This is a genomic window from Gordonia sp. w5E2, assembly GCF_036540975.1.
Lineage (GTDB): Bacteria > Actinomycetota > Actinomycetes > Mycobacteriales > Mycobacteriaceae > Gordonia > Gordonia jacobaea.
The window spans coordinates 211,661-232,995 of the sequence record NZ_CP144213.1; the positions used below are offsets into that span (position 1 = coordinate 211,661).

General features: G+C 64.7%; 19 protein-coding genes and 1 pseudogene. 10 read left to right on the forward strand and 10 right to left on the reverse strand.

What is annotated here, in order from left to right; genetic code table 11:
- Positions 1 to 33 precede the first annotated feature (33 nt).
- The 9 genes and pseudogenes from RND64_RS00885 to RND64_RS00925 form a co-directional block, all read right to left on the reverse strand.
- Positions 34 to 864, reverse strand: coding sequence for a DUF1295 domain-containing protein (locus tag RND64_RS00885; RefSeq protein WP_290723571.1), 831 nt, complete (start codon positions 862 to 864; stop codon positions 34 to 36).
- Positions 861 to 2,231 carry an SAM-dependent methyltransferase gene (locus RND64_RS00890; RefSeq protein WP_290723634.1) on the reverse strand — a complete coding sequence of 457 codons (1,371 nt, stop codon included), beginning with the start codon at positions 2,229 to 2,231 and terminating at the stop codon, positions 861 to 863. Before RND64_RS00890 ends, RND64_RS00885 begins: the two co-directional genes overlap by 4 nt.
- Positions 2,232 to 2,478: 247 nt before the next feature.
- Positions 2,479 to 3,192: pseudogene (locus RND64_RS00895) on the reverse strand (DUF1365 domain-containing protein); the annotation flags it as partial.
- A complete protein-coding gene (locus RND64_RS00900; protein ID WP_331436360.1) occupies positions 3,189 to 4,538 on the reverse strand; it encodes an NAD(P)/FAD-dependent oxidoreductase in 1,350 nt (449 codons plus the stop codon). The pseudogene RND64_RS00895 and the gene RND64_RS00900, both read right to left, overlap by 4 nt.
- A 76-nt stretch (positions 4,539 to 4,614) precedes the next feature.
- Complete coding sequence (locus RND64_RS00905; protein WP_331436361.1) at positions 4,615 to 5,031, reverse strand: YccF domain-containing protein; 417 nt, start codon at positions 5,029 to 5,031, stop codon at positions 4,615 to 4,617.
- Positions 5,032 to 5,070: 39 nt separating this feature from the next.
- On the reverse strand, positions 5,071 to 6,942 hold the full coding sequence (locus RND64_RS00910; protein WP_331436362.1) for an ABC transporter ATP-binding protein: 1,872 nt from the start codon (positions 6,940 to 6,942) through the stop codon (positions 5,071 to 5,073).
- Positions 6,942 to 7,922, reverse strand: coding sequence for an ABC transporter permease (locus RND64_RS00915; protein ID WP_049700269.1), 981 nt, complete (start codon positions 7,920 to 7,922; stop codon positions 6,942 to 6,944). Before RND64_RS00915 ends, RND64_RS00910 begins: the two co-directional genes overlap by 1 nt.
- Entirely contained in the window at positions 7,915 to 8,841 is a 927-nt protein-coding gene (locus RND64_RS00920) for an ABC transporter permease (RefSeq protein ID WP_083444445.1), read from the reverse strand. Before RND64_RS00920 ends, RND64_RS00915 begins: the two co-directional genes overlap by 8 nt.
- Before the next feature lie 4 nt (positions 8,842 to 8,845).
- On the reverse strand, positions 8,846 to 10,432 hold the full coding sequence (locus RND64_RS00925; protein WP_387314418.1) for a peptide ABC transporter substrate-binding protein: 1,587 nt from the start codon (positions 10,430 to 10,432) through the stop codon (positions 8,846 to 8,848).
- 214 nt (positions 10,433 to 10,646) lie between these two features.
- Here RND64_RS00925 and RND64_RS00930 point away from each other — a divergent pair, with 214 nt between their 5' ends.
- From RND64_RS00930 to RND64_RS00975, 10 genes are all read left to right on the forward strand, one after another.
- Positions 10,647 to 10,904, forward strand: coding sequence for a hypothetical protein (locus tag RND64_RS00930; protein WP_049700268.1), 258 nt, complete (start codon positions 10,647 to 10,649; stop codon positions 10,902 to 10,904).
- Positions 10,905 to 11,011: 107 nt separating this feature from the next.
- A complete protein-coding gene (locus tag RND64_RS00935) occupies positions 11,012 to 12,280 on the forward strand; it encodes a helix-turn-helix domain-containing protein (protein WP_049700267.1) in 1,269 nt (422 codons plus the stop codon).
- 88 nt (positions 12,281 to 12,368) lie between these two features.
- Positions 12,369 to 13,037, forward strand: a complete 669-nt coding sequence (locus RND64_RS00940; RefSeq protein WP_270485136.1) for a response regulator transcription factor — start codon at positions 12,369 to 12,371, stop codon at positions 13,035 to 13,037.
- Between the two features lie 74 nt (positions 13,038 to 13,111).
- The gene (locus tag RND64_RS00945; protein ID WP_331436363.1) at positions 13,112 to 14,212 is read left to right on the forward strand and encodes a sensor histidine kinase; all 1,101 of its coding nucleotides are present in this window, start codon (positions 13,112 to 13,114) and stop codon (positions 14,210 to 14,212) included.
- A complete protein-coding gene (locus RND64_RS00950) occupies positions 14,200 to 15,201 on the forward strand; it encodes a hypothetical protein (protein WP_331436364.1) in 1,002 nt (333 codons plus the stop codon). The genes RND64_RS00945 and RND64_RS00950 overlap by 13 nt, the downstream gene beginning before the upstream one ends.
- Positions 15,202 to 15,384: 183 nt before the next feature.
- The gene (locus RND64_RS00955; RefSeq protein ID WP_152930130.1) at positions 15,385 to 16,482 is read left to right on the forward strand and encodes a baeRF11 domain-containing protein; all 1,098 of its coding nucleotides are present in this window, start codon (positions 15,385 to 15,387) and stop codon (positions 16,480 to 16,482) included.
- Positions 16,483 to 16,485: 3 nt separating this feature from the next.
- Positions 16,486 to 17,451, forward strand: coding sequence for a linear amide C-N hydrolase (locus tag RND64_RS00960; protein WP_049700263.1), 966 nt, complete (start codon positions 16,486 to 16,488; stop codon positions 17,449 to 17,451).
- Between the two features lie 157 nt (positions 17,452 to 17,608).
- Positions 17,609 to 19,132 (forward strand): acetaldehyde dehydrogenase ExaC, encoded by a 1,524-nt coding sequence (gene exaC, locus RND64_RS00965; RefSeq protein ID WP_049700262.1) that lies wholly within the window; start codon positions 17,609 to 17,611, stop codon positions 19,130 to 19,132.
- Positions 19,133 to 19,262: 130 nt separating this feature from the next.
- The gene (locus RND64_RS00970) at positions 19,263 to 19,727 is read left to right on the forward strand and encodes a DUF779 domain-containing protein (RefSeq protein WP_049700261.1); all 465 of its coding nucleotides are present in this window, start codon (positions 19,263 to 19,265) and stop codon (positions 19,725 to 19,727) included.
- A 158-nt stretch (positions 19,728 to 19,885) separates the two neighbouring features.
- Positions 19,886 to 20,578, forward strand: a complete 693-nt coding sequence (locus RND64_RS00975) for a hypothetical protein (RefSeq protein WP_331436365.1) — start codon at positions 19,886 to 19,888, stop codon at positions 20,576 to 20,578.
- Positions 20,579 to 20,648: 70 nt separating this feature from the next.
- On the opposite strand, the gene RND64_RS00980 is transcribed toward RND64_RS00975, so the two are convergent.
- On the reverse strand, positions 20,649 to 21,257 hold the full coding sequence (locus RND64_RS00980; RefSeq protein WP_331436366.1) for a dihydrofolate reductase family protein: 609 nt from the start codon (positions 21,255 to 21,257) through the stop codon (positions 20,649 to 20,651).
- Between the last annotated feature and the right edge of the window lie 78 nt (positions 21,258 to 21,335).

Here is a 21,335-nt window from a genome sequence, read left to right on the forward strand (position 1 = left end):
GGGCTGGAGGTGTTGGGGCTGCGAGCAGGGCGGTCATGGCGCGTGGCCCTGACTACCCGCCCCCTCACGCGTCTTCGGCGGTAGAGGGAAGAAGTACGACGTGCGCTGCTGGTACTCGGGGTAGCCGTCGCGTTTGCTCATCGACTGCTCGAGTAGACGCGCGCCGGTTGCGAACACCAGGAAGTAGGTCATCACGACGGGTGAGAGCACGGTCAGAACTCCGGGCCACGCCGACGCGGCGATGAGCCACATGCCCCACCACACGGCGGAGTCGCCGAAGTAGTTGGGGTGACGCGTCCACGCCCAGAGCCCGCGGTCCATGATCTTGCCCTTGTTGGACGGATCGGATTTGAACGACGTCATCTGCGCGTCGCCGATCGCCTCGAACGAGATACCGACGGCCCAGAGCACGACACCCGCGATCAGCACGATCCACCAGATTCCGTGCGTCGCGTGCGTGACCGCGGAGACCTGCAGCGGCAGCGACACGAACCACTGTGCAGCCCCCTGGGTTCCGAAGATCTTGCGGATCACGCGCCCGGCCGAGGGATTGTCGCCGAGAACCTTTGCGTAGCGCGGGTCTTCACCCTTGCCGCGAACCTTGCCCAGCATGTGCCAGGTCAGTCGCAGACCCCACACCGTGACGGCGACGGCCAGAATCCATCGTCGGGTGATGTCGCCGCCACCGAGAATCAGTGCGATCCAGCCGATCCCGACGAATCCGAATCCCCAGATGACGTCGACGACGTTGTAGTGCCCGAGACGACGTCCCACCGCAAACGTGATGGCCTGCAGGACAACGATGAACAGCAACGACGCTCCGGTGACCACGCCGAAGCCCGCCCACCCGGTCAGCCCTGTCATGAGTCGGTGCTCCCGGCGGAGTCGTCATCACGGGTGAAGACGAGTTGATGCACGTCGAGGTAGCCCGCGCGAAATCCGGCCTCGGAGTAGGCGAGATAGAACTGCCACATGCGCATGAACGTCGAATCGAAACCGAGGTTTTCGACGTCGGCGCGGCGAGCGGTGAAGCGTTCGCGCCACAGTCGCAATGTCTCGGCGTAGTGATGGCCCATGGACAGGTTGTCGCGCAGGCGAAGTCGGGTGTGCTCTGCGGTGACGTCGCGCAGTGCGGGCAGAGAGGTAAGCTGCCCGCCGGGAAAGATGTACTTGTGCACCCAGGTATAGGTGTTCCGCGAGGCGCGCATCCTGTCGTGGGGCATGGTGATGGCCTGGATGGCCACGCGGCCTCTGGGTGCAAGCACCCGATCGATCGTCGAAAAGTAGACGGGCCAATACTTTTCGCCGACGGCTTCGATCATCTCGACGGAAACCACGGCGTCATAGGTACCTGTGACGCTGCGGTAGTCGAGCAGGTCGATCTGCACACGGTCGGCGAAGCCCGCCTCGTCGACGCGCTGCATTGCGAGCTCGCGCTGCTCGCTCGAGAGAGTCACCGATCGCACGGTGGCTCCGCGTGCTGCAGCCCGCAGACATAGCTCGCCCCAGCCCGTTCCGATCTCGAGGACGCGCGAGCCCGGGCCGACCCCCGCCGCATCGAGCAGGCGATCGACCTTGCGGCGCTGCGCATCTGCGAGGTCGTCGAATCCGGCCTGAGACGTTGGTTTGGGAGTTTTCGCGGCGTCTGCGTCGAGGGACGGGTCGTCGAACAGGGCGCTCGAGTAGGTCATCGTCTCGTCGAGGAAGGTCGCGAAGAGGTCGTTGGAGAGATCGTAGTGTCGCGCGATGTTGCTGCGCGTGTTGGCGGCGGTGTTCTCCTCGTCGGCGGGATGTCGGGGGAGGACGAGTGCGCGCAGGGTTTGCAGCGGCTTCGGGACGAGCCGGGCGACTCGTTCGGCGAAGGGGGTGAGGACGCCAACGAGGTCGTCGGTGGTCCAGTCGCCCGCCATGAAGGCTTCGCCGAATCCGATCAGACCGCCGGAGCCGACGCGACGTGAGAACGCGACCGGGCGACGAACGATCATGCGCGGCAACACCGAATCGGTCTTGCTTCCGCGACGTGAGCCGTCGGGGAACTCGATGCGGACTCCGATCCCGGTGGTCGCATGTCGGAAGAGCCATGCTGCGGCGCGACCACGGACTCGTGCGGCCGCGCCGGTGGGTACGGCCGCGACGTCGGGCCAGCGGCGAGCGTCGGCCGCGGTGAGATCGGTGCCGAGCGCGGGCGGCGGGGTGTCATGCGAGTCGGAGTCGGTGGCGGGACTACTCATCGGTGACCTTTCGGGTGGGGGTGGTCTCGACAAGCTCGACCAGCGGTGGGGGCTCGGCCGGCGGGGGTTGACGCTCGGCCGGCGGTGGTTGACGCTCGGCCGGTGGTGGGGGCTCGACCGGCGGGGTGGTCTCGACAGGCTCGACCAGCGGTTCCGTGGGCTCGACCAGCGAGGGTTGAGGCTCGACCAGCGGGGTGGGCTCGACCAGAGGTTCCGTGGGCTCGGCCGGCGGGGCGGAGTCCTGCGGGGGGCGGGGCACGATCGGAAGTCGTTTGGCCCACAGCTTGATTCCCTGGAACCGGATGCGGGCCGAAACTACGAGCGGGGCGAGCGGCGCGCGCATCTGGGTCGCGACGATCGCACGCGACGTCGCGGGTTCGATGCGCCCCGACAGCGATGCGACGAAAGGCTCGTGACCGTCGCGCTCCAGGACGATCGAGACGGCGACGCGACCGTCGGCAGGCGGCGGCATCCGCAGGCGGTAGTTGCCCGACACGTCGTTGAAGGGCGAGACGTAGAACTCCTTGTCGACTTCTGCGCGCCCGTGGTCGTCGAGTTCGACGACGTAGCAATGCCGGCCACCGTAGGTGTTGTGGACCTCGGCGACCGCGTATGCCAGCGAACCGTCACTGCGATGGCACCAGTAGACGCTGAGCGGGTTGAAGACGTAGCCCGCGACGCGCGGTGACATCAGCGCGACGACCTTTCCGTCTGGAGGGCGTTTGCCGACGCTGAGGAGGTGGGTGTTCAGGCGATCGCGCAGCGTTTGGCCGTCGACCATCGGTTCGGGGAAGTGGTCGGCTCCGCGGAATCGAGCGAAGGGTCGTAGCGGCGCGGAAAGTGTTGGCAGGCTGTCGATATCGACGAGCCAGGAGACACTGCGGTAGGTGAAGGCGTGCCGCAACGGCGATAGGCGGGTGTGGGTGACGCGACTATGCACTAGTTGGGCGTTCCCGGTCATGCCGACTCCCGCTCGTCGACGACCGTGGTCTGCCGCGCGGAATCCCATGCGACACCGAGACGCTCCGCGGCGCGTGCTCCGGAGAGCGCGCCGTCCTCGTGGAAGCCCCACCCGTGGTAGGCGCCCGCGAAGACGATCGCGTCGGTGTTGATATCCGGTAGCAGTGCCTGTGCTGCAACCGATTCCGTGGTGTACACGGGGTGCTCGTATGTCATCTCGGCGATGACGGTCGACGCATCGACGAGGTCGGTGCGGCCCAGTGTCACCAGCATGCGGGGATGCTCGGGATTCAGGCGCATGAGCCGGGTGAGGTCGTAGGTGACCGCGACCTGCGAGTCGTCGACTGCCCCCGACGCGTCGCCGTGGATCTGGTAGTTCCACGATGCCCACGCGCGGCGTGCCCGTGGCATAAGTGAGATATCAGAGTGCAGCACAGCAGGTTTCGGTGCGTACTCGATGGCGGCGAGAACTCGACGCTGCTGCGGGGTCGGGGCGTCGAGCAGTCGGAGAGCCTGGTGAGGATGGGTGGCGACGACGACCGCGTCGAAGTTCTGTGTTCCGGATGAGATGGCGAGTTCGACTGTGCCGTCGGAGTTCTCGGAGATGTGCCGGACCGGGGTGCTCATGTGGACTGCGCCGCCGCGGCCTCGGACACCGTCGGCGACGGCCTGGACATACGTGTCCGACCCGCCGTCGACGGTACGCCACGTCGGTGACCCGAACACCGACAGCATGCCGTGGTGATCGAGGAAGGTGAAGAGGTAGCGCGCAGGGTAGCGGCTCGCGGTTGCCGCGTCGCACGACCACACCGCGGCGACGAGCGGCAGCATGAAGTGTTCGCGGAAGTACGGGGAGAAGTTCTCGCGGTCGAGGAAGTCGTCGAGCGGCTCGTCGGAGTCGGGGGTATCGAGGAGTGCGCGCGCCGCCCGGTGGAATCGGGTCACCTCGCCGAGCATGCGCAGATAGCGGCCTCGCGTGGCGTTGCGCGGGGTGGGGAACAAGCCGGAGAAGCCGAGGGCGCCCGCATACTCGAGGCCGGTCACCGTTGAGCTGACCGACATCGACATGTCGGTGTCCTTGGTTGCCACGCCCAGCTCGGCGAAGAGGCGCAGGAGCGTTGGGTAGGTGCGGTCGTTGTGGACGATGAAACCGGAATCGACGCCGACGACACTTCCGTCGGGCATGGGCACCGAGTGCGTGTGGGCGTGGCCGCCCAGTCGGTCGTCGGCTTCGAATAGTGTCACCCGGTTGCTTCCGGAGAGCACATGTGCAGCGGTCAATCCCGCGACCCCGCTGCCGACCACGGCGACGTTGGAGGGCGGGACGGATCGCTGGCGGATACTCATGCCCGGTGTTCGGATCCGGTCACGGGAGTGGATGGGTCGAATCGAACGGAGTGTCTCGTCTGCGTCGATTCACGGGTCAGGCTGCTCGCGTCGCGCCCATGATCGGGTCGTTGCGCACCGCATCACTGGGCACGATCCGCGCGCCGAGAGGCACGAGTGAGATCGGGATCATCTTGTAGCTGGCGATGCCGAGCGGTATGCCAATGATCGTCAGACACATCGCGATTCCGGTCGTGAGGTGCCCGATTGCCAGCCACCAACCTGCGACGATGATCCAGATCACATTCCCGATCACCGACCACGCTCCCGACTGGGGATCGCGGACCACTGTCCGACCGAACGGCCACAGTGCGTAGTTGGCCATCCGGAACGACGCGATACCGAAGGGGATCGTGATGATCAGGATGCAGCAGATGATGCCCGCGATGACGTAGCCGAGCGCCATCCAGAAACCACAGAGAACCAACCAGATGATGTTCAGCAACGTTTTCATCTGTCCATTGTCGCCCTTCGACGACGCCGAGCGCGAGGATTACTGCTGAAGTTCGAGGTTTCGCCCGGGGATGGCTGCGAGTAGTTCACGCGTGTAGTCCGACGTCGGGTTCTCGTACACGTCGTCGACGGTGCCGTCGTCGACGACCTTGCCCTTGCGCATGACGAGCACGCGGTCGGCGATCTGACGGACGACGGCCAAATCGTGTGTGATGAACAGGTACGTCAGGTCGAGTTCGTGCTGCAGGTCGTCGAGGAGGGTCAGGATCTGCTCCTGCACCAGGACGTCGAGGGCGGACACCGCCTCGTCACAGACGACGACCTCGGGGTTCAGCGCCAGCGCACGTGCGATCGCGACCCGCTGACGCTGCCCGCCGGAGAGCTCGTTGGGAAACCGCTGCATCACCGATGACGGGAGTGCGACGAGGTCGAGGAGTTCGCGAACGCGTGCGATGCGGGACGCCTTGTCGCCGATATTGTGCACGACGAGCGGCTCGGAGATCGCACGGTAGATCGAGTACATCGGGTCGAGCGAGCCGTACGGGTTCTGGAAAACCGGCTGCACGCGGCGTCGAAAAGACTTGGCCTGAGCGCCTTTCAGCGACGTCACGTCGCTGCCGTCGAATTGGACTGTGCCCGAGGTTGGTTCGAGGAGTCCGAGCACCATGCGCGCGACCGTCGACTTACCGGAGCCGGACTCGCCGACGACTGCTGTGGTGGTGCCGCGGTAGAGCGTGAAGCTGACGTCGTCGACGGCGCGGAACGGCGTTGCCTTGCGGAACGGGACCGAGCCGCGGATCGGGAAGTCCTTCACGAGATTCGACGCGACGACGACCGCGGTGGGGGTGGTCTCGACAGGCTCGACCAGCGAGGAGGTCGGCTCGGCCGGCGGGGTGGTCGGCTCGGCCGGCGGGGTGGTGGTCTCGACAGGCTCGACCAGCGGTGCGGAGGTCGGCTCGGCCGGCGGGGTGGTGGTCTCGACAGGCTCGACCACCGGGTTGGGCTCGACCAGCGGCTTGGGCTCGACCGGCGGGGTGGGCTCGGCGGGCTTGTGGCGGTCGGCGCGGCGCGACGAGAGCGACGGCGCGGCGTCGACGAGTCGCTTGGTGTACTCGTGATGCGGGTTGGTCAGGATCTCCTGTGCCGGGCCGGATTCGACGATGCGGCCGCGGTACATGACCACCAGGTGGCTGGCGCGCTCGGCGGCGAGGCCGAGGTCGTGGGTGATCAGCAGGACGGCCGTGCCGAGTTCGTCGGTGAGCGAGGCGAGGTGGTCGAGGATCTCGCGCTGCACCGTGACGTCGAGTGCCGACGTCGGTTCGTCGGCGATCAGCAGCTTGGGCTTTCCGGCGAGACCGATCGCGATGAGCGCGCGCTGTTTCATGCCGCCGGAGAACTCGTGCGGATACTGCGCCGCGCGCTTCTCCGGATCGCGCAGGCCGGCCTGTCGGAGCACCTCGACGGCACGTGTGCGTGCCTCGCCTCGTTTGGCCGCACCGTTGGCGACGAGCGTCTCACGAACCTGGAAGCCGACGCGCCACACCGGGTCGAGGTTGGTGTTGGGATCCTGTGGCACGAGGCCGATTCCGCTACCGCGCACCTTCTCGAACTCACGTCGCGAGGCCTGTGCGAGGTCCTTGCCGTCGAACAGTATTTTGCCGCCGGTCACGGTGCCGTTGCCGGGCAGCAGCCCGAGAACCGCTGCGGCGGTCGTCGACTTGCCCGAGCCGGATTCGCCGACGATGGCGACGGTCTGACCGGGATACACGGTGAGTCCGACGCCGCGCACCGCGGGCACGTCGCGCCCGCGTGAGCGGAAATCGACTCGTAGGTCGGAGATTTCGAGCAGCGGTGCCGGTGCGGCAGCCTCGTTCTCGGAGGTCAGCTCGGAGTTCGTTGTGTCCGTTGTCATCAGCGGGTCCTCGCCTTCGGGTCGAGTGCGTCGCGCAGCACGTCGCCGAGCATCATGAACACGAGGACCGTGATGGCAAGTGCGGCAGCGGGATAGAACAGGATGGGCTGACCTTCGCGCAGCAACTGCTGGCCTGCGGCGATGTCGATGCCCCAGGAGACGGCGGTCGACGGCAGGCCGATGCCCAGGTACGACAGGGTCGCCTCGGTGACGATGAAGACGCCGAGCGAGATCGTCGAGATGACGATGACCGGGCCGAGCGAGTTCGGCAGCACGTGGGTGAACAGCGTGCGCAGCCGTGACGAGCCCAGCGAGCGCGACGCGTCAACGAATTCTTCGTTGCGCGCCGAGATCGCGGAAGAGCGTGCGATACGGGCGATTTGGGGCCAACTGAAGATCGCGAGGACCAGCACCACCGTGTAGACGGTGCGCGCCGAGATCATCTGCATGGTGACCACGGCCGCCAGGATGAGCGGGATGGCGAAGAAGATGTCGGCGAGGCGGGAGATCAGCGAATCGAGCCATCCGCCGTAGAAGCCCGCGAAGATGCCGAGGAGTCCACCGACGAGCACCACCGCGAGCGTCGTCAGAATGCCGACGAGTACGGAGTCGCGCGCGCCGTAGATCACGCGCGCGTAGATGTCGTGGCCCTGCAGGTCGGTGCCGAACCAGTGCGCGGAACTCGGTGAGAGCAGTGAGTCCTCGAGGTTTGCGTACCGCGGATCCTGGTGTGCGAACAGGCCGGGGAACGCGACGATCAGCAGGATGAGGACGAGCAGGATCATCGAGACGATGAACACCGGCTTGGTCCGGATCTCCTGCCACGCCGACTTCCAGAAGCCTGCTGGGTCGACATCGTCGACGAACTCGTCGACCTTGAGTAGCTCGACATCTTCGGCGTCGGCGACGAAGCGGTCCTGGCCGGGAAAGAAGCTGGGGTACGCGTTCAGAGCTGCGTCGGTGCGTGGGGTCTCAGGCATAGCGAATCCTCGGATCGAGTGCGGCATAAAGCAAGTCGACGACGATGTTGCAGACGAGGTAGATCAGCACGAGCACCGTGACGAAGGAGACGACGGTCGGGGCCTCGCCGCGGATGACCGCTTGATAGATCGTTCCGCCGACGCCGGGGATGTTGAAGATGCCCTCGGTGACGACGGCTCCACCCATCAGCACGCCGACGTCGGTGCCGATGAACGTGACGACCGGAATCAGTGAGTTGCGCAGGACGTGCACGGTGATCACGCGGGGTCGTCGAAGACCCTTGGCCGACGCGGTGCGTACGTAGTCGGCGGTCAGATTGTCGGCGACCTCCGACCGCGTGAGCCGCACGATGTAGGCGAAAGAGACTGCGCCGAGTACGAATCCGGGAAGGATGAGGTGATAGAAGTCGAGGTTTCCGCCGACGGTGACCGGGAACAGATGCCACTTCACACCGAGCAGGTACTGCGCGACGAAGCCGAGCACGAAGATCGGTATCGCGATGATGATGAGAGTGACGATCAGGATCGCGGTGTCGTACCAGCGTCCCTTGTTCAGGCCGGAGATCACACCGAACACCACGCCACCGATCGTCTCGACGACCAGCGCGATCAGGGTCAGGTTGACCGTCACCGGGAACGCGCGTTTCATCACGTCGAACACCGGTTGCCCGGAGAACGACGTGCCGAAGTCGAGATGGAACACCCCGCCGATGTAGTTGAAGTACTGCACGTAGAACGGTTGGTCGAGGTGATACTGCGCGCGCAGTTGCGCAATCAGGGCCGGGGACATGGGTTTTCCGCCACCGAGAGCCGCGATGGGGTCGGAGGGGACGAGAAAGACCATGGCGTAGATGAGGAACGTGGCGCCGAAGAAGACGATCACCATCTGTCCCAGACGGATGAGGAGATATCTGGTCACCGGGTCACTCCTTCGCTTCCTTGGTGATGCTCGGGTAGTCGGGCAAGCCGTTCCAGGCCAACTGCGCGGTCACTTCCGGCCCGGTACCGCCGGCGCCGATGTAGTCCCACAGCGGAATGTTCGGCAGGTCCTTCAGCAGGGTTTCCTGTGCGACGTTGGTGAGCCGGTATGACTCGTCGTCGGACCGCGCACGCTGCGCGGCAGTCAGCCGTGCGTCGAACTCCGGCGAGACGTATTGCGAGTCATTGGATCCGGCTCCCGTCACGAAGATCGGCGCGAGGAACTCCAGCATCGACGGGTAGTCGCCCTGCCAGCCCGTCCTCGCGGCGGTCTTGATCGTCTTGCTCGTGATCGCCGAGCGGATCTGCTTGAACGTCGGCTGCGGAGCGCCGTGTGAGTCGATACCGAGGGTGTTCTTGATCTGGTTGCACACCGCGTCGACCCAGACCTGGTGATCGCCGTCGGAGTTGTAGGCGATTTGGAAGGATCCGCTCCACGGCGCGATGGCGTTGGCCTCCTGCCACAGTTGTTTGGCCTTCTCGGGGTTGTAGTCGAGGACGTCGCTACCCGGGATGTCGTCGCTCCATCCGGGTAGGGAGCGCGCCGTGAAATCCCTTGACGGCGTGCGCGCACCACGGAAGACGACCTTGGTGACCTCCGGACGGTTGATGGCCATCGAGAGCGCCGCACGACGCAGCTCTCCTTCGCGCCCCGCGGAGAAGTGTGGCAGGTAGTAGGGGATCGCGATCTGCTGGTTGGACGCCGTCGGCTTGGTCAGTGCGTGCGCGCCGAGCGCCTTCTTGTAGGAGTTGAGCGCACTGACCGGCACAGTGTCGGTGACGTCGAGATTGCCGGAGGTGAGGTCGGTGTAGGCGGTGTCTAGGCTGGAGTAGAGGACGAAGTTGATTCCGCCGTTGCGCGCCTTGTCGGGACCCTTGTAGTCGTCGTTGCGCACCACATTGATCTGGACGTTGTGTCGCCAGGCGTCGGGACCCGCCATCTTGTAGGCGCCGTTTCCGATCGGGTGTTCGCCGAATTCCTTTGCGCCCTCGGTGAAGAAGACGTCGGGAAGCGGCTTGAACGGCGTGAAGCCCAGTCCCAGTTTGAAGTCGATGTTCGGTTGCGTCAGGCGAACCGTGAAGGTGTGGTCGTCGATGACCTTCAGGCCCGACATCTGATCGGCCGTCGAATCCTCGCCTGCGACCGCCTCGTATCCGTCGATCGGCTCGAAAAAGCTCTGCTGCAGTTGGGCGTTCTTCGTTGCGGCGCCGAAATTCCATGCGCGAACGTAGTTTTCGGCCTTGACGGGTGTTCCGTCAGTGAACTTCCAGTCCTTCTTGAGATGGATTGTGTAGTTCTGGTTGTCCGTGGTGTCGACGGACTCGGCGTTTGCCAGTGAGGGTTTGCCGTCGGCGTCGTACGAGTACAACCCGGTGAACAGCGCATCCACCACGCGGCCACCGCCGTTTTCGGCGGTGTTCGTCGTGACGAGCCCGTTCTGCGGTTCGGTGCCGTTGGCACTGATGATGGCATCCGGACCGGTCGTGTTGACCGTCCGCGCGCCGTCCATGCTGCAGCCCGTGGCGACCATGGTGGTCGCCGAGGCGAGTGCGAACAGGACGAGCGCGATGTGCCGGCGTGGACGATGACGGCGTCGCAAACGAGCCTCCCCCGGATCATTGTTTTGTAGACATTCCTACTGACCTTACGACCAAAAAAGTTAGACCTGCTCACGAAAATGGACTAATCGGACAGTGAACTTCTCCGGCCCTGCTCGCAGCAGGGAAGATCGATACCCTGGTGTCGTGAAAACCAGCTCGTACGAGCAGACCCGCGTCGTTTTGTGGTCGGTTGTCACCACGCTTGTCCTGATCGTGCGCTTCTCGGCGGTCTTGTTGACCGTCGTCTGCGTGATCGCGTGGGCGATCGCGATGGTTCGCGATTCGTGGAACAACACGTTCTTCGTTCCCGCGATCGTGTCGGCGGTTTCGCTCCTCGTCAGCACGTATCTGTACAGCTATTTGCGGGCGCGGTACCCGCGCCGCAACGGCCGCCTGCTGTAGTCGGTGCCGCTCGCACTTCGGTGTTGTTGCTGAGATCACACTCTCCACGGCACAATTGGGTGAACGTCGGGTGTCGATCAGCCCCGACGGGATCACTTGGAGGGCGCATGACCGACGCTGCTGCGGTGTCCTCGACGATCCGCCGGGCGTACGAGGAGTTCTTGGCAAGCGGTGCGGTCCCCGAGACTGTCCGATCCTTGGTCGGCGATTCCTGGGCGCGTTCGCTGCAACGTGGCATCGACCCGGCGGCGGGCGCCGTCGAAGCGCAGGCGATGAGCGACGAAGAGTTCGTGCGCTATCGCGAGGCGCATCCCATCACGGCGGTGCGTCCAGTCGTGCAGTCCCTGATGCTCGACGACATCGCCGACTCTGGTGTTGTGCTTGCGCTGACCGACAATGTCGGTCGGCTTCTGTGGGTGGAGGGCGAGGCGTCTGCGCGTGATCGCGCCAGCCGGATCAACTTCATCGAGGGGTCGGTGTGGAGTGAAGAGGTGGTCGGCACCAACGCTCCGGGACTCGCGCTGGCCACCGGTCGCGGCGTGCAGGTGGTGGGGCCGGAGCACTTCTCGAGTCCCGTTCAGGAGTGGAGTTGCGCGGCAGCGCCGGTGCACGATCCCGCGACCGGCCACGTCATCGGAGTGATAGACGTGACCGGTGGGCGCGAGGTGGCCGCTCCCTTCGCGTTGGCGGCCGTGCGTTCCGTTGTGGCCGTCGTCGAGCGTGAACTGAAGGCAAGGGCCGTCGACCTTTCCGTTGCGTCGACCTTCGAGGCCGGCTCTCAGGCAAGACTGACGGTGCTCGCCGACAACGCCTATCGCTGGCAGCGTGGGGGAGATGGTGCCAACGGGAGGTCGCTGTCTCGGCGTCACGCCGAGATCCTCCTGCTGCTGCAGCACTATCCCGAGGGCCTGAACACCGAACAGCTCGCGTTGATGCTCGCCGACGACGGCATCGACCCGGTCACCGTCCGCGCCGAGATCTCTCGTTTGCGCCGCGACCTCGGTACCGATGTGATCGAGTCCAGGCCGTACCGACTGACCGTCGAATTGTCGTCTGACGTGGGAGATCTTCGTGAACAGATCTCGGGCCACGGCGATCTCGTTCCGGTCATCGAAGCGATCGGTCGCGGTGGGTTGCTCGTCGAGTCGAACGCTCCCGGGATCACCGAATTGTTCGAAGAGCTTCGCGAGGACGTCCGCTCGCGGGTCATCGCCGAGGGGCAGGTCGCCGCGCTGCGGGCCTGGACGTCGTCGGTGCATGGCCGCGACGACCTGGCCGCGTGGCGCAGATTTGAGCATCGACTACCCGTTGGGCACCCCGACCGCGCGCTCGTCGGGGGGCGGATCAGGATTCTCGACCGCCGGTACGGTCTCTAACGGTTTCGCGAAACAGTAAAACCGCTGGTCAAGCGCAAATTCGACGCGCCTGATCACAGTAGATCCGCTATCGTTGATCCCCGAGAACATGAGCACAGGGACCAGCGAAGTGACCGCGCAAGCACGGATCGGGATCGTCGACGATCACCCAGCGGTGATGGTCGGCGTGGCGACGATCGTGAATCACGAGCCGGATATGCACGTTGTTGCAACCGCCGCCTCGGTAAGCGAACTGATCGCCACCGGTCAGTCCTTTGACGGAGTGATGCTCGACCTACTGCTTGCCGATGGCTCGACTCCCACCGAGAACATCGCCTCGCTCGGTTCGCTGAATGTCCCGGTGCTCGTCTACACGTCGGGGGACCGCCCTGCGCTGGTACGTGAGGCTGCGCGAGCCGGTGCCGCGGGGATGGTGCGCAAGTCGGAGGAGCCCGGCGAGATCGTCGAGGCCGTTCGCCTCGTGGTGCGGGGAGAAGTCGCGGCATCGGCAGACTGGGCGGCTGCGATCGAGAGCGACCCGCAGTTCGTTCCCGTTCAGCTTTCTCCACGTGAAGCCGAGATCCTCGGTCACTACGCGGCCGGTGAAACCGCTGTGCGCGTTGCGCAGTTGTTGTTCATTTCTCGGGAGACCGTCCTGGACCATATACGTCGAATCCGGGTGAAGTACGCCGCGGCGAAACGTCCGGCTCCCACCAAGATCGACCTCTATCAGCGGGCGTTGGAGGACGGGATCGTCGCGCCGATACCGCAGATCTGACGGATGCCCTGAACGCCGCATTTCTGCAGCCTGAAGGGCTGACGATCACACAGACGAATCGGACGCTGGGATGGTTGATCGCCATTGGTGGCGTCATTCTGCTGCTCGATCAAACTGTCTTCGTCTACTCGGATGCCGCCGAGGTCGCGACGTGGTGGAACTTCGGCGGACTCGTCGTATGCGGGTGTGTGGTGATTCTCGCCTGCTTCGGCAGGATGCTTGCGCCGTCGGTGCTGTGGATCGCTTGGCGTGTGGTTCCGGCATTGTTCTGGGCGCTTCAAGCTTCTTGGTGCGTTGCCTACTTCGGGACTGAACGCGCTACCGCGGTCCCGTGGCTCTGGACTGTTGAGCCGGCGGTCATCACACTTCTGCCGCTTGTTGTGCGCCCTGCATATGCTGTGGTCGCCGCGCTGTTCGTGTCGGCCACGCCCGCGCTGAGCTCCTTCGTCGTGTTCGGTGCCATCCCGCACGGGATCGCCCACAGCACCTTCGATGCGCTTGGAAACCTGGTGTACGTGGTGGTGTTCATCGGGCTGAGCACACAGCTCGAACGGCTCAGTCGTGCCGAGTCGGAGGTTCGACGACAACGTCGCCGCGCATTCGACGCTGCCGCGACGTCGGAGAAGCGCGCCGAGATGACCAGGCTTGTGCACGACGAAATCCTGTCCACCTTGTCGGCTGCCCTTCTCGTCGGTGATTCGCCACCACCCGTCCTGCGCGAACAGGCGCACCAGGCCAAGTGCATTCTCGACGAGGCGCTCGCCGACGACAGACCGGTCATCGCGGGTCGGATCGATACCCACGAAGCCATGGGACGACTGTCGCGAGCGCTGAAACGTGCCGATCCGGAGATCGCTATCGCCACACGGATAGAGGCGGACGCCGTCGCTCTCGACGTCGCAGAGGAGACTGCGCGCGCCGCTCTCGAGGCAGTACGTAACAGCGTGCGTCACGCGGGGCCGTCGGCGCGTCGCGAAGTTCTTGTCGCCATCTCCGATGCCCGCGTGCGCATGGCGATCCGCGACGACGGGTGTGGGTTCGATCCTGATGGGCAGGCCGCCGGCTTCGGTCTGACCGAGAGTATTGCCGGGCGCATGAATCGACTTGGTGGAACCGCAACCATCAGGTCCGCGCCGAACGCCGGTACGGAGGTGGTCTTGCGATGCCCAACCTGACGACCGGCAGCACCCGCGCGGGTGGGCTTGCCACGTGGCCTGCGAGATGGAGTTTTCTGCTCCTGTGGTCCACCGGGGTCGCACTTGTCGTAATCGACTCACCCGACTCTGTGTTCGATGCCAAGACTCTCGTCGTCTTCGCCGCTGCACTGGTAGGTGCTCTGCTACTGACCACCCCGACACCGGGGCCACTGCGTCCCGGTCCAGCGCTCGCGTTGGTGCCGATCGCATTGCTCGTCGGCATGACCTCTCTCGCCGCCTCGCCGCTGTCCGGGGAGACGTGGGGCCTGACGTTCGGCGCGTACCTCGTCGCCTTCCTGATACCGCGTGGCAACCCGCGAATCGGTGCACTGGGCAGCGCGTTGTTCATCGGCTGCATCATCGCGTGGTCAGCACTTCACGACCTTTCTCAGCACCAGCTTGCCGATGCACTGGGCATTCCCATCGGATGCGTCATGGCAGCCGTCGTCTGGAGGCTGGTACTGCGGTCGATTGTCCGTCGCGAACGGATGCATCGCAGTCAATCCGAGCGGATATTCGAGGATGCGCTCGCTCGAGCGGCGCACGATTCCCGGAAGGACCTCAGTGAGATCAGGACTGTTGTCGAGCCCATCCTGACTCGACTCGCCGCGGGCGACGAGATCGATGAGCGCTTTCGCAACGACATCGTGAGACTGGAAGCGGCGCTACGCGACAGGATCAGGGTTCCACGAGCGCACAATCGCCTGCTGATCGACCAGATCGAGCGGCTGCGAGAACGTGACGTCGCGGTCGTGCTGCTTGGCGAGCCGAACACCGACGGGGATGCGATCTCCGACGATCTGGCGATCAGCCTGGCGCGATTGATCGCATCTGTTGAGTCCGGGAAGGTGACGATCCGGGTGTTGCCGGATGGGCGCGCTGCCGCGGCAACCGTGGTCATGCCCACCGCGAGCGGAGTCGAGCAGATCGTCCTCGCAGACTGCGGAAAGATCCTCTCCCGTATCTGACGGGAGAGGCGGGTTCTCAGCTCGTCGGTTGGGTGAATGGTCGCGATCCCCTAGAAGCGGGGATACCGGAGTCGATCGCTGTCGCACTAACGTTCTGCTGGGCGTGCGTCGCCGGTCGTTGCTCGGGCGCGCACGCATTGCCATCGTCTACTTCTCCCGGAGTTGGTCCTCATGCATCTCGATATGCCCACGCCCCACGACATCGAGCACCTTGCGGCGGCACGCGACCCACTCAGCGCAACGCTCTACGTTCCCACTACCCCGGGCGGCATCGACGCCGATTCCAACCGCTTGGCCGCGCGCGGTCTCTGGGAGCCGGTGCTGCTCGAGATGTACGGGCGTGCCGATAAGCGAGATGTCTGGCCGATCGAAGAAATGATGAACACCCTGCTCGACGACGACGAGTTCTGGGAACATCTCGGTCGGAGCCTCGCGATCTTCGTCTCGTCGAAGGGCATAGTCGAGTTCCGGCTCCCCAACTCCTTCGAGTCCTATGCGACTCTGGCCGACCGGTTCACCATCACTCCGCTACTGCGTGCGACGACCTTTCCGAACGACGCTTACACACTCGCGCTGTCGCAGAACGGCGCCCGGCTGATCGAGATCTCGGCTGACGAGCCGCCGAGGGAGGTGACCGTGTCCGACATGCCGCGCAGCGCCGAGAAGGCAGTGGGTCTGCGCTCGATCGGTGGACGGTCTCCGTACGGCAGGTTGCACGGAGACGAGGGCCGCAAGGTGCGGCTGACGCAGTATGCGCGTGCGGTCGACCATGCGATTCGTCCGACACTGAACGCTGCGTCGCTGCCACTTGTCGTGGCCGCGACGCAGCCACTCGCGGCGATCTTCACCAACCTGAGCGGATACCGGCACGTCGTCGCGGCTCCGCTGCGGGGAAATCCCGACGAGATGACCGACGCCGAGATCGCCGCCGAAACCAGGGTCGTGCTCGACCAGCTCAACGAAGCGAGCCTCGATGAGCTGCGTACCACTTTCAAGGAACGACGCAATTCGGGTAGAGCGGTCACCGACCTGGCCGAACTTGCCCGAGCGGCAACCTTTGGGCAGGTCGACACCGTCATCATCGACATGAACGCCCACGTTGCCGGCCACATCGACATCGGCGGCGCGCTGGTCCTCGACCCTGCAGACGACCTCGATGTCCTCGAGGAGATCGCGCGGGCCGCACTGGGTACCGGTGCCCGTGTGATGAGCGTGCGGTCCGACGATCTACCCGACGGTGTCTCCGCTGCCGGGCTCCTGCGATTCGCTACCGAGGGCTGACCGATGTGCACACGAATCCTGTGGAACAAGAGCGAGCCGTACGTCGTAGCGCGCACCATGGATTGGCCCGACACCACGATGCCGGTGATCACCGCGATGCCACGTGGAATCGCGCGCGACGGTGCGCTTGCAGGCGGGGAAGAGATCGCTGAGAACGGTGCTCGCTGGACGTCGAAGTACGGTTCGGTCGTCACGACGATCTACGGCGTCGGAACCGCGGACGGCATGAATGAGCGTGGCTTCGGCGCACACCTTCTCTACTTGGAGAATGCTGACTTCGGTGAGCGTGATCTGCGCAAGCCGGCAGTGGGAGCGCATTTGTGGACTCAGTATCTCCTCGACCAGGCGGCTACCGTCGCCGAGGCGGTGGACCTGCTCGACGAGGTCCAGATCGTCATGATGTCCGCTGAGGGCCACAAGGCCAAGACCCACCTCGCCATCGAGGACGCCACCGGAGACTCCGCGATCGTCGAGGTACTCGACGGCACCGTTCGGGTTCACCGTGATCGTCGATACACGGTCCTGACCAACGAGCCACCGTATCGAGAGCAGCTGAGACTCCTGGAGCAGGAGGACTTCTCGGCTCCCAATGACCGGATTCCGCTCGACGGCAATGTCAATCCGGTGGCGCGTTTCCAACGAGCGAGTTACTTCACCAAGATCCTCCCGCATCCGACCGGAGCTCGGGAGGCTGTCGCGGGAGTGCTGGCCATCGCGCGGAATGTCTCGATTCCGTTCGGCGCACCGTACGAGGGTTTCGGTCTGTACAACACCGAGTACCGCACGGTCGCCGACCTGACCAACCGGCGGTACTTCTTCGAGCTGACCACCGCACCCAGCGTCCTCTGGGTGGAGTTCGACGAGCTCGATTTCTCGGAGAGCGACCGCTGCCTCGTCATCGATCCGGCAGATGTCTCGCTTACCGGAGACGTCACGAAGGCCATGGCAGTGGCCGAGCTGCCGTTCTGATTCAGTGCTCTGAACTGCGACGATGCGACGCCGCAACGTTGCAAACGTGACTGCAACGTGGCTGCAACCACTTTGCTCCTAGTGTGTGCAACAGATCACACACGGCCTATCGAGTGGCTTGTGTGGCAACGAGAAAATGGCACTGAGGAGCTACACAATGACTGTCTACGCAAAGCCGGGTACCGACGGCTCGGTGATGTCCTTCGAGTCCCGCTACGACAACTGGATCGGCGGACAGTGGGTCCCGCCCGTGAAGGGGCAGTACTTCGAGAACCCGTCGCCCGTCGACGGCAAGACCTTCTGCGAGGTCGCGCGCTCGACCGCCGAGGACATCGACCTCGCGCTCGACGCAGCGCACAAGGCCGCTCCGGGATGGGGCAAGACGGCTGTCGCGGAGCGCGCGCTGGTGCTGCTGCGTATCGCAGACCGCCTCGAGGAGAACCTCGAAAAGATCGCCGTCGCCGAGACCTGGGACAACGGCAAGGCTGTCCGTGAGACCCTCGCCGCAGACATCCCGCTGGCAATTGACCACTTCCGCTACTTCGCGGGCGCTCTGCGTGCTCAGGAGGGCTCGATCTCGGAGGTCGACGAGGACACCGTCGCCTACCACTTCCACGAGCCGCTCGGCGTCGTCGGCCAGATCATCCCGTGGAACTTCCCGATCCTGATGGCTGTGTGGAAGCTCGCGCCCGCTCTCGCCGCGGGCAACGCCGTTGTACTCAAGCCTGCGGAGCAGACCCCGGCGTCGATCCTGTACGTGATGAGTCTGATCGCCGACATCCTCCCCGCGGGTGTCATCAACGTGGTCAACGGCTTCGGTGTCGAGGCGGGCAAGCCGCTCGCGTCGAGCAATCGCATCCGCAAGATCGCGTTCACCGGTGAGACCACGACCGGCCGTCTGATCATGCAGTACGCCTCGGAGAACCTGATCCCGGTCACCCTCGAACTCGGCGGCAAGAGCCCCAACATCTTCTTCAACGACGTGATGGCTGCCGACGACGGCTTCTTCGACCGTGCGCTGGAGGGCTTTTCGATGTTCGCGCTCAACCAGGGCGAGGTGTGCACCTGCCCGAGTCGCGCGCTCATCCAGGAGGATATCTACAACGACTTCATCGAGAAGGCCGTCGACCGTGTCTCGAAGATCAAGCAGGGCAACCCCCTCGACACCGAGACCATGATGGGTGCGCAGGCGTCGAACGATCAGTACGAGAAGATCCAGTCGTACCTCGCGATCGGCCGGGACGAGGGTGCCAAGGTCCTCATCGGTGGCGAGGCTGCTCACCTCGGTGGCGACCTCGAGGGCGGCTACTACATCAAGCCGACCGTCTTCTCCGGACAGAACAACATGCGCATCTTCCAGGAAGAGATCTTCGGTCCGGTGCTGGCCGTCACGACCTTCAAGGACTACGCCGACGCCATCCACATCGCCAACGACACCCTCTACGGATTGGGCGCGGGCGTGTGGAGCCGTGACGGTGCCACCGCCTACCGCGCAGGCCGCGAGATCCAGGCCGGACGCGTGTGGACGAACACCTACCACGACTACCCGGCACACGCCGCGTTCGGTGGCTACAAGCAGTCCGGTATCGGCCGCGAGACCCACCTGATGATGCTCGAGCACTACCAGCAGACCAAGAACCTGCTGGTCGGCTACGCGCAGAACGCCAAGGGCTTCTTCTGATCCTGACGGCAGGCACGTCGACGCCGCCACGCAACCTTTTTCAGGTTGTGTGGCGGCGTTCGTCGTGTGCAACGCGCCTGCAACAGAACAGCGACTACTCTGTGGTTCAGATCACAGTGAGAGGTAAACGATGAGCAGTACAGAATCAACCCCGTCGACGTCGGCCTCAGCGGCCGCGGACGGAGCGGTGCCTGATCGTGTGATCGCCACAGACGCCGCCGTGCAGCTCCTGACCAAGTTGTCGGAGCTGCACGGCGGGCTCATGATTCACCAGTCCGGCGGATGCTGCGACGGTTCGGCGCCGATGTGTTACCCCGTCGGTGACTATCGGGTCGGCCAGCGCGACGTCCTCGTCGGAACCATCGAACTGCCCGAGCCCCTGCCCGACGTGCGGGTCTGGATCAACGGCGACCAGTTCGAGTTGTGGAAGCACACCCAGTTGATCCTCGACGTCGTGAAGGGTCGCGGCGCCGGATTCAGTCTCGAGGCGCCGGAAGGGGTTCGATTCCTCTCTCGTGCAAGGGCTTTCAGTGATGAGGAAAATGCCGTTCTCGCGGCGAACCCACCGCTGACCGGCGCCGCGGTCGGCGTCTGACAGCGGTCTGTTCTTCGGCGAGGGCAGCTGTCCGAGTCGCCCGAAGGGTCCGAACTGCGAGGTCACTGTGAGTGTTGGTCATTTGATCTGCTAGCTTTCTCACGTCGTCATCGGCGATGTGGTCGGGGACACAAAGCTAGAACAGAGGATTTACAAGAATGAACCGCAAGATCAGTTGTGCAGTTGCCATCGCGGCCGCGGCCGGAGCCGTCTCGTTCGCACTGCCGGGTACGGCATCGGCCGCACCGGCGTTCAACTGCGCCAAGGTCGCCACCCCGTCGAACTCGAACGGTTGGGGCAACACCGTGCCCGACGAAAGAGGTCAGGCAGGCAAGATCACCGCTGGAGTGGCCTCCGACAACGACGGCTCGCTGGAGTTCGCGACCTCGGCATCGACCAAGCGCCAGGCGTCGTACCACTCGGCGGGCCAACTGCCGCTCGCCGATCTCAACGGCAGCGCGCTCACCTTCCAGAAGTCGAACGGCAATGCCAACTGGCAGATCCGCATCACGGGCGCGAACACCGGCACGTCGAGCGGATTCGCCACGCTCGTGTGGGGAGCTCCTGTCGGAGCGGGCAAGGCCGACGCGACGTCGTCGGACCAGTGGTGGGCGACCCGCAAGCTGGGCAACATCCCGGCCGCGCAGAACGCATCGCTGTCCGCCCTCATCGCCGCCGCGAACTCGGACGGCAAGAAGGCTGTCGTCGACCTGTACGGAATCTCCAGCCAGCCCGGTGGCACGGCTGATGCGAAGGTCAACGTCGACGAGGTGACGTTCAAGGGCTGCACGACCAACTTCAAGGTCTCCGGCGGAAACGGCTCGATCGAGTTCCCGAGCTTCGGTTCGTAACCACGCCGTTTCGCAACGTCAGTGATTCCTCGACCGGGGTGGCCGCAAGCAGGCCGCCCCGGTCGAGTTGTCAGAGCTGCGACATGTCGCCGGTGGCCGGCACGCCGTCGGCGAGTTCGTAGCGCAGGAACACCGTGCCACTCGGACTCGCGACGGGAGGGTCGACGAGTCTGAGATTCGCGGGCACCGTCCCGGTATCGAAGATGCGTTTGCCGCTGCCCAGGAGAATCGGGTGGACCCAGAGGTCGAGGCGGTCGAAGAGTCGCTCGGACAAGAGGGTTTGGACCAGATCGAGGCTGCCGACGACGGTGACGTGCTGGTGTCGGTCACGGATCTCGCCGATCGCCGACGGAAGGTCGGGGCCGAGTTGTGTTGAGCCATCCCATGTCAGAGCGGCCGAACCGCGCGAGGCAACGTACTTCGGAATCCTGTTGAACAAGGCGCCGAACTCGTCGTCCTGATGTGGCCAGTAGTCGGCGAAGATGTCGTAGGTCCGTCGGCCCAGAAGCAGAGCGTCGGTGTCGGCGTACGCGGCGACGACCTGAGCGCCCGACGTTTCGTTGAGCAGCGGCACCTGCCAGCCGCCGAAGTCGAATCCGTCGGGATCCTCGTCGGGACCGCCGGGAGACTGTCCGACGAGGTCGAGTGTGGTGAACAGTTCGATCTGAATGATCCCCATGGCGTGCTCCTGATGTTGGCGGGTCGACGGAGGGCAGACCCGACGTCGTCCGGAAAGTCATCGGAGGGGCATGACTTT

Coding starts and splice junctions, on each gene's coding strand:
- RND64_RS00915 (WP_049700269.1), bottom strand. CDS start 7,922: ATGCCTGAGACCCCACGCACCGACGCAGCTCTGAACGCGTACCCCAGC.
- RND64_RS00940 (WP_270485136.1), top strand. CDS start 12,369: ATGAGCACAGGGACCAGCGAAGTGACCGCGCAAGCACGGATCGGGATC.
- RND64_RS00935 (WP_049700267.1), top strand. CDS start 11,012: ATGACCGACGCTGCTGCGGTGTCCTCGACGATCCGCCGGGCGTACGAG.
- exaC (WP_049700262.1), top strand. CDS start 17,609: ATGACTGTCTACGCAAAGCCGGGTACCGACGGCTCGGTGATGTCCTTC.
- RND64_RS00960 (WP_049700263.1), top strand. CDS start 16,486: ATGTGCACACGAATCCTGTGGAACAAGAGCGAGCCGTACGTCGTAGCG.
- RND64_RS00980 (WP_331436366.1), bottom strand. CDS start 21,257: ATGGGGATCATTCAGATCGAACTGTTCACCACACTCGACCTCGTCGGA.
- RND64_RS00950 (WP_331436364.1), top strand. CDS start 14,200: ATGCCCAACCTGACGACCGGCAGCACCCGCGCGGGTGGGCTTGCCACG.
- RND64_RS00900 (WP_331436360.1), bottom strand. CDS start 4,538: ATGAGTATCCGCCAGCGATCCGTCCCGCCCTCCAACGTCGCCGTGGTC.
- RND64_RS00970 (WP_049700261.1), top strand. CDS start 19,263: ATGAGCAGTACAGAATCAACCCCGTCGACGTCGGCCTCAGCGGCCGCG.
- RND64_RS00890 (WP_290723634.1), bottom strand. CDS start 2,231: ATGAGTAGTCCCGCCACCGACTCCGACTCGCATGACACCCCGCCGCCC.
- RND64_RS00905 (WP_331436361.1), bottom strand. CDS start 5,031: ATGAAAACGTTGCTGAACATCATCTGGTTGGTTCTCTGTGGTTTCTGG.
- RND64_RS00910 (WP_331436362.1), bottom strand. CDS start 6,942: ATGACAACGGACACAACGAACTCCGAGCTGACCTCCGAGAACGAGGCT.
- RND64_RS00955 (WP_152930130.1), top strand. CDS start 15,385: ATGCCCACGCCCCACGACATCGAGCACCTTGCGGCGGCACGCGACCCA.
- RND64_RS00885 (WP_290723571.1), bottom strand. CDS start 864: ATGACAGGGCTGACCGGGTGGGCGGGCTTCGGCGTGGTCACCGGAGCG.
- RND64_RS00975 (WP_331436365.1), top strand. CDS start 19,886: ATGAACCGCAAGATCAGTTGTGCAGTTGCCATCGCGGCCGCGGCCGGA.
- RND64_RS00925 (WP_387314418.1), bottom strand. CDS start 10,432: ATGGTCGCCACGGGCTGCAGCATGGACGGCGCGCGGACGGTCAACACG.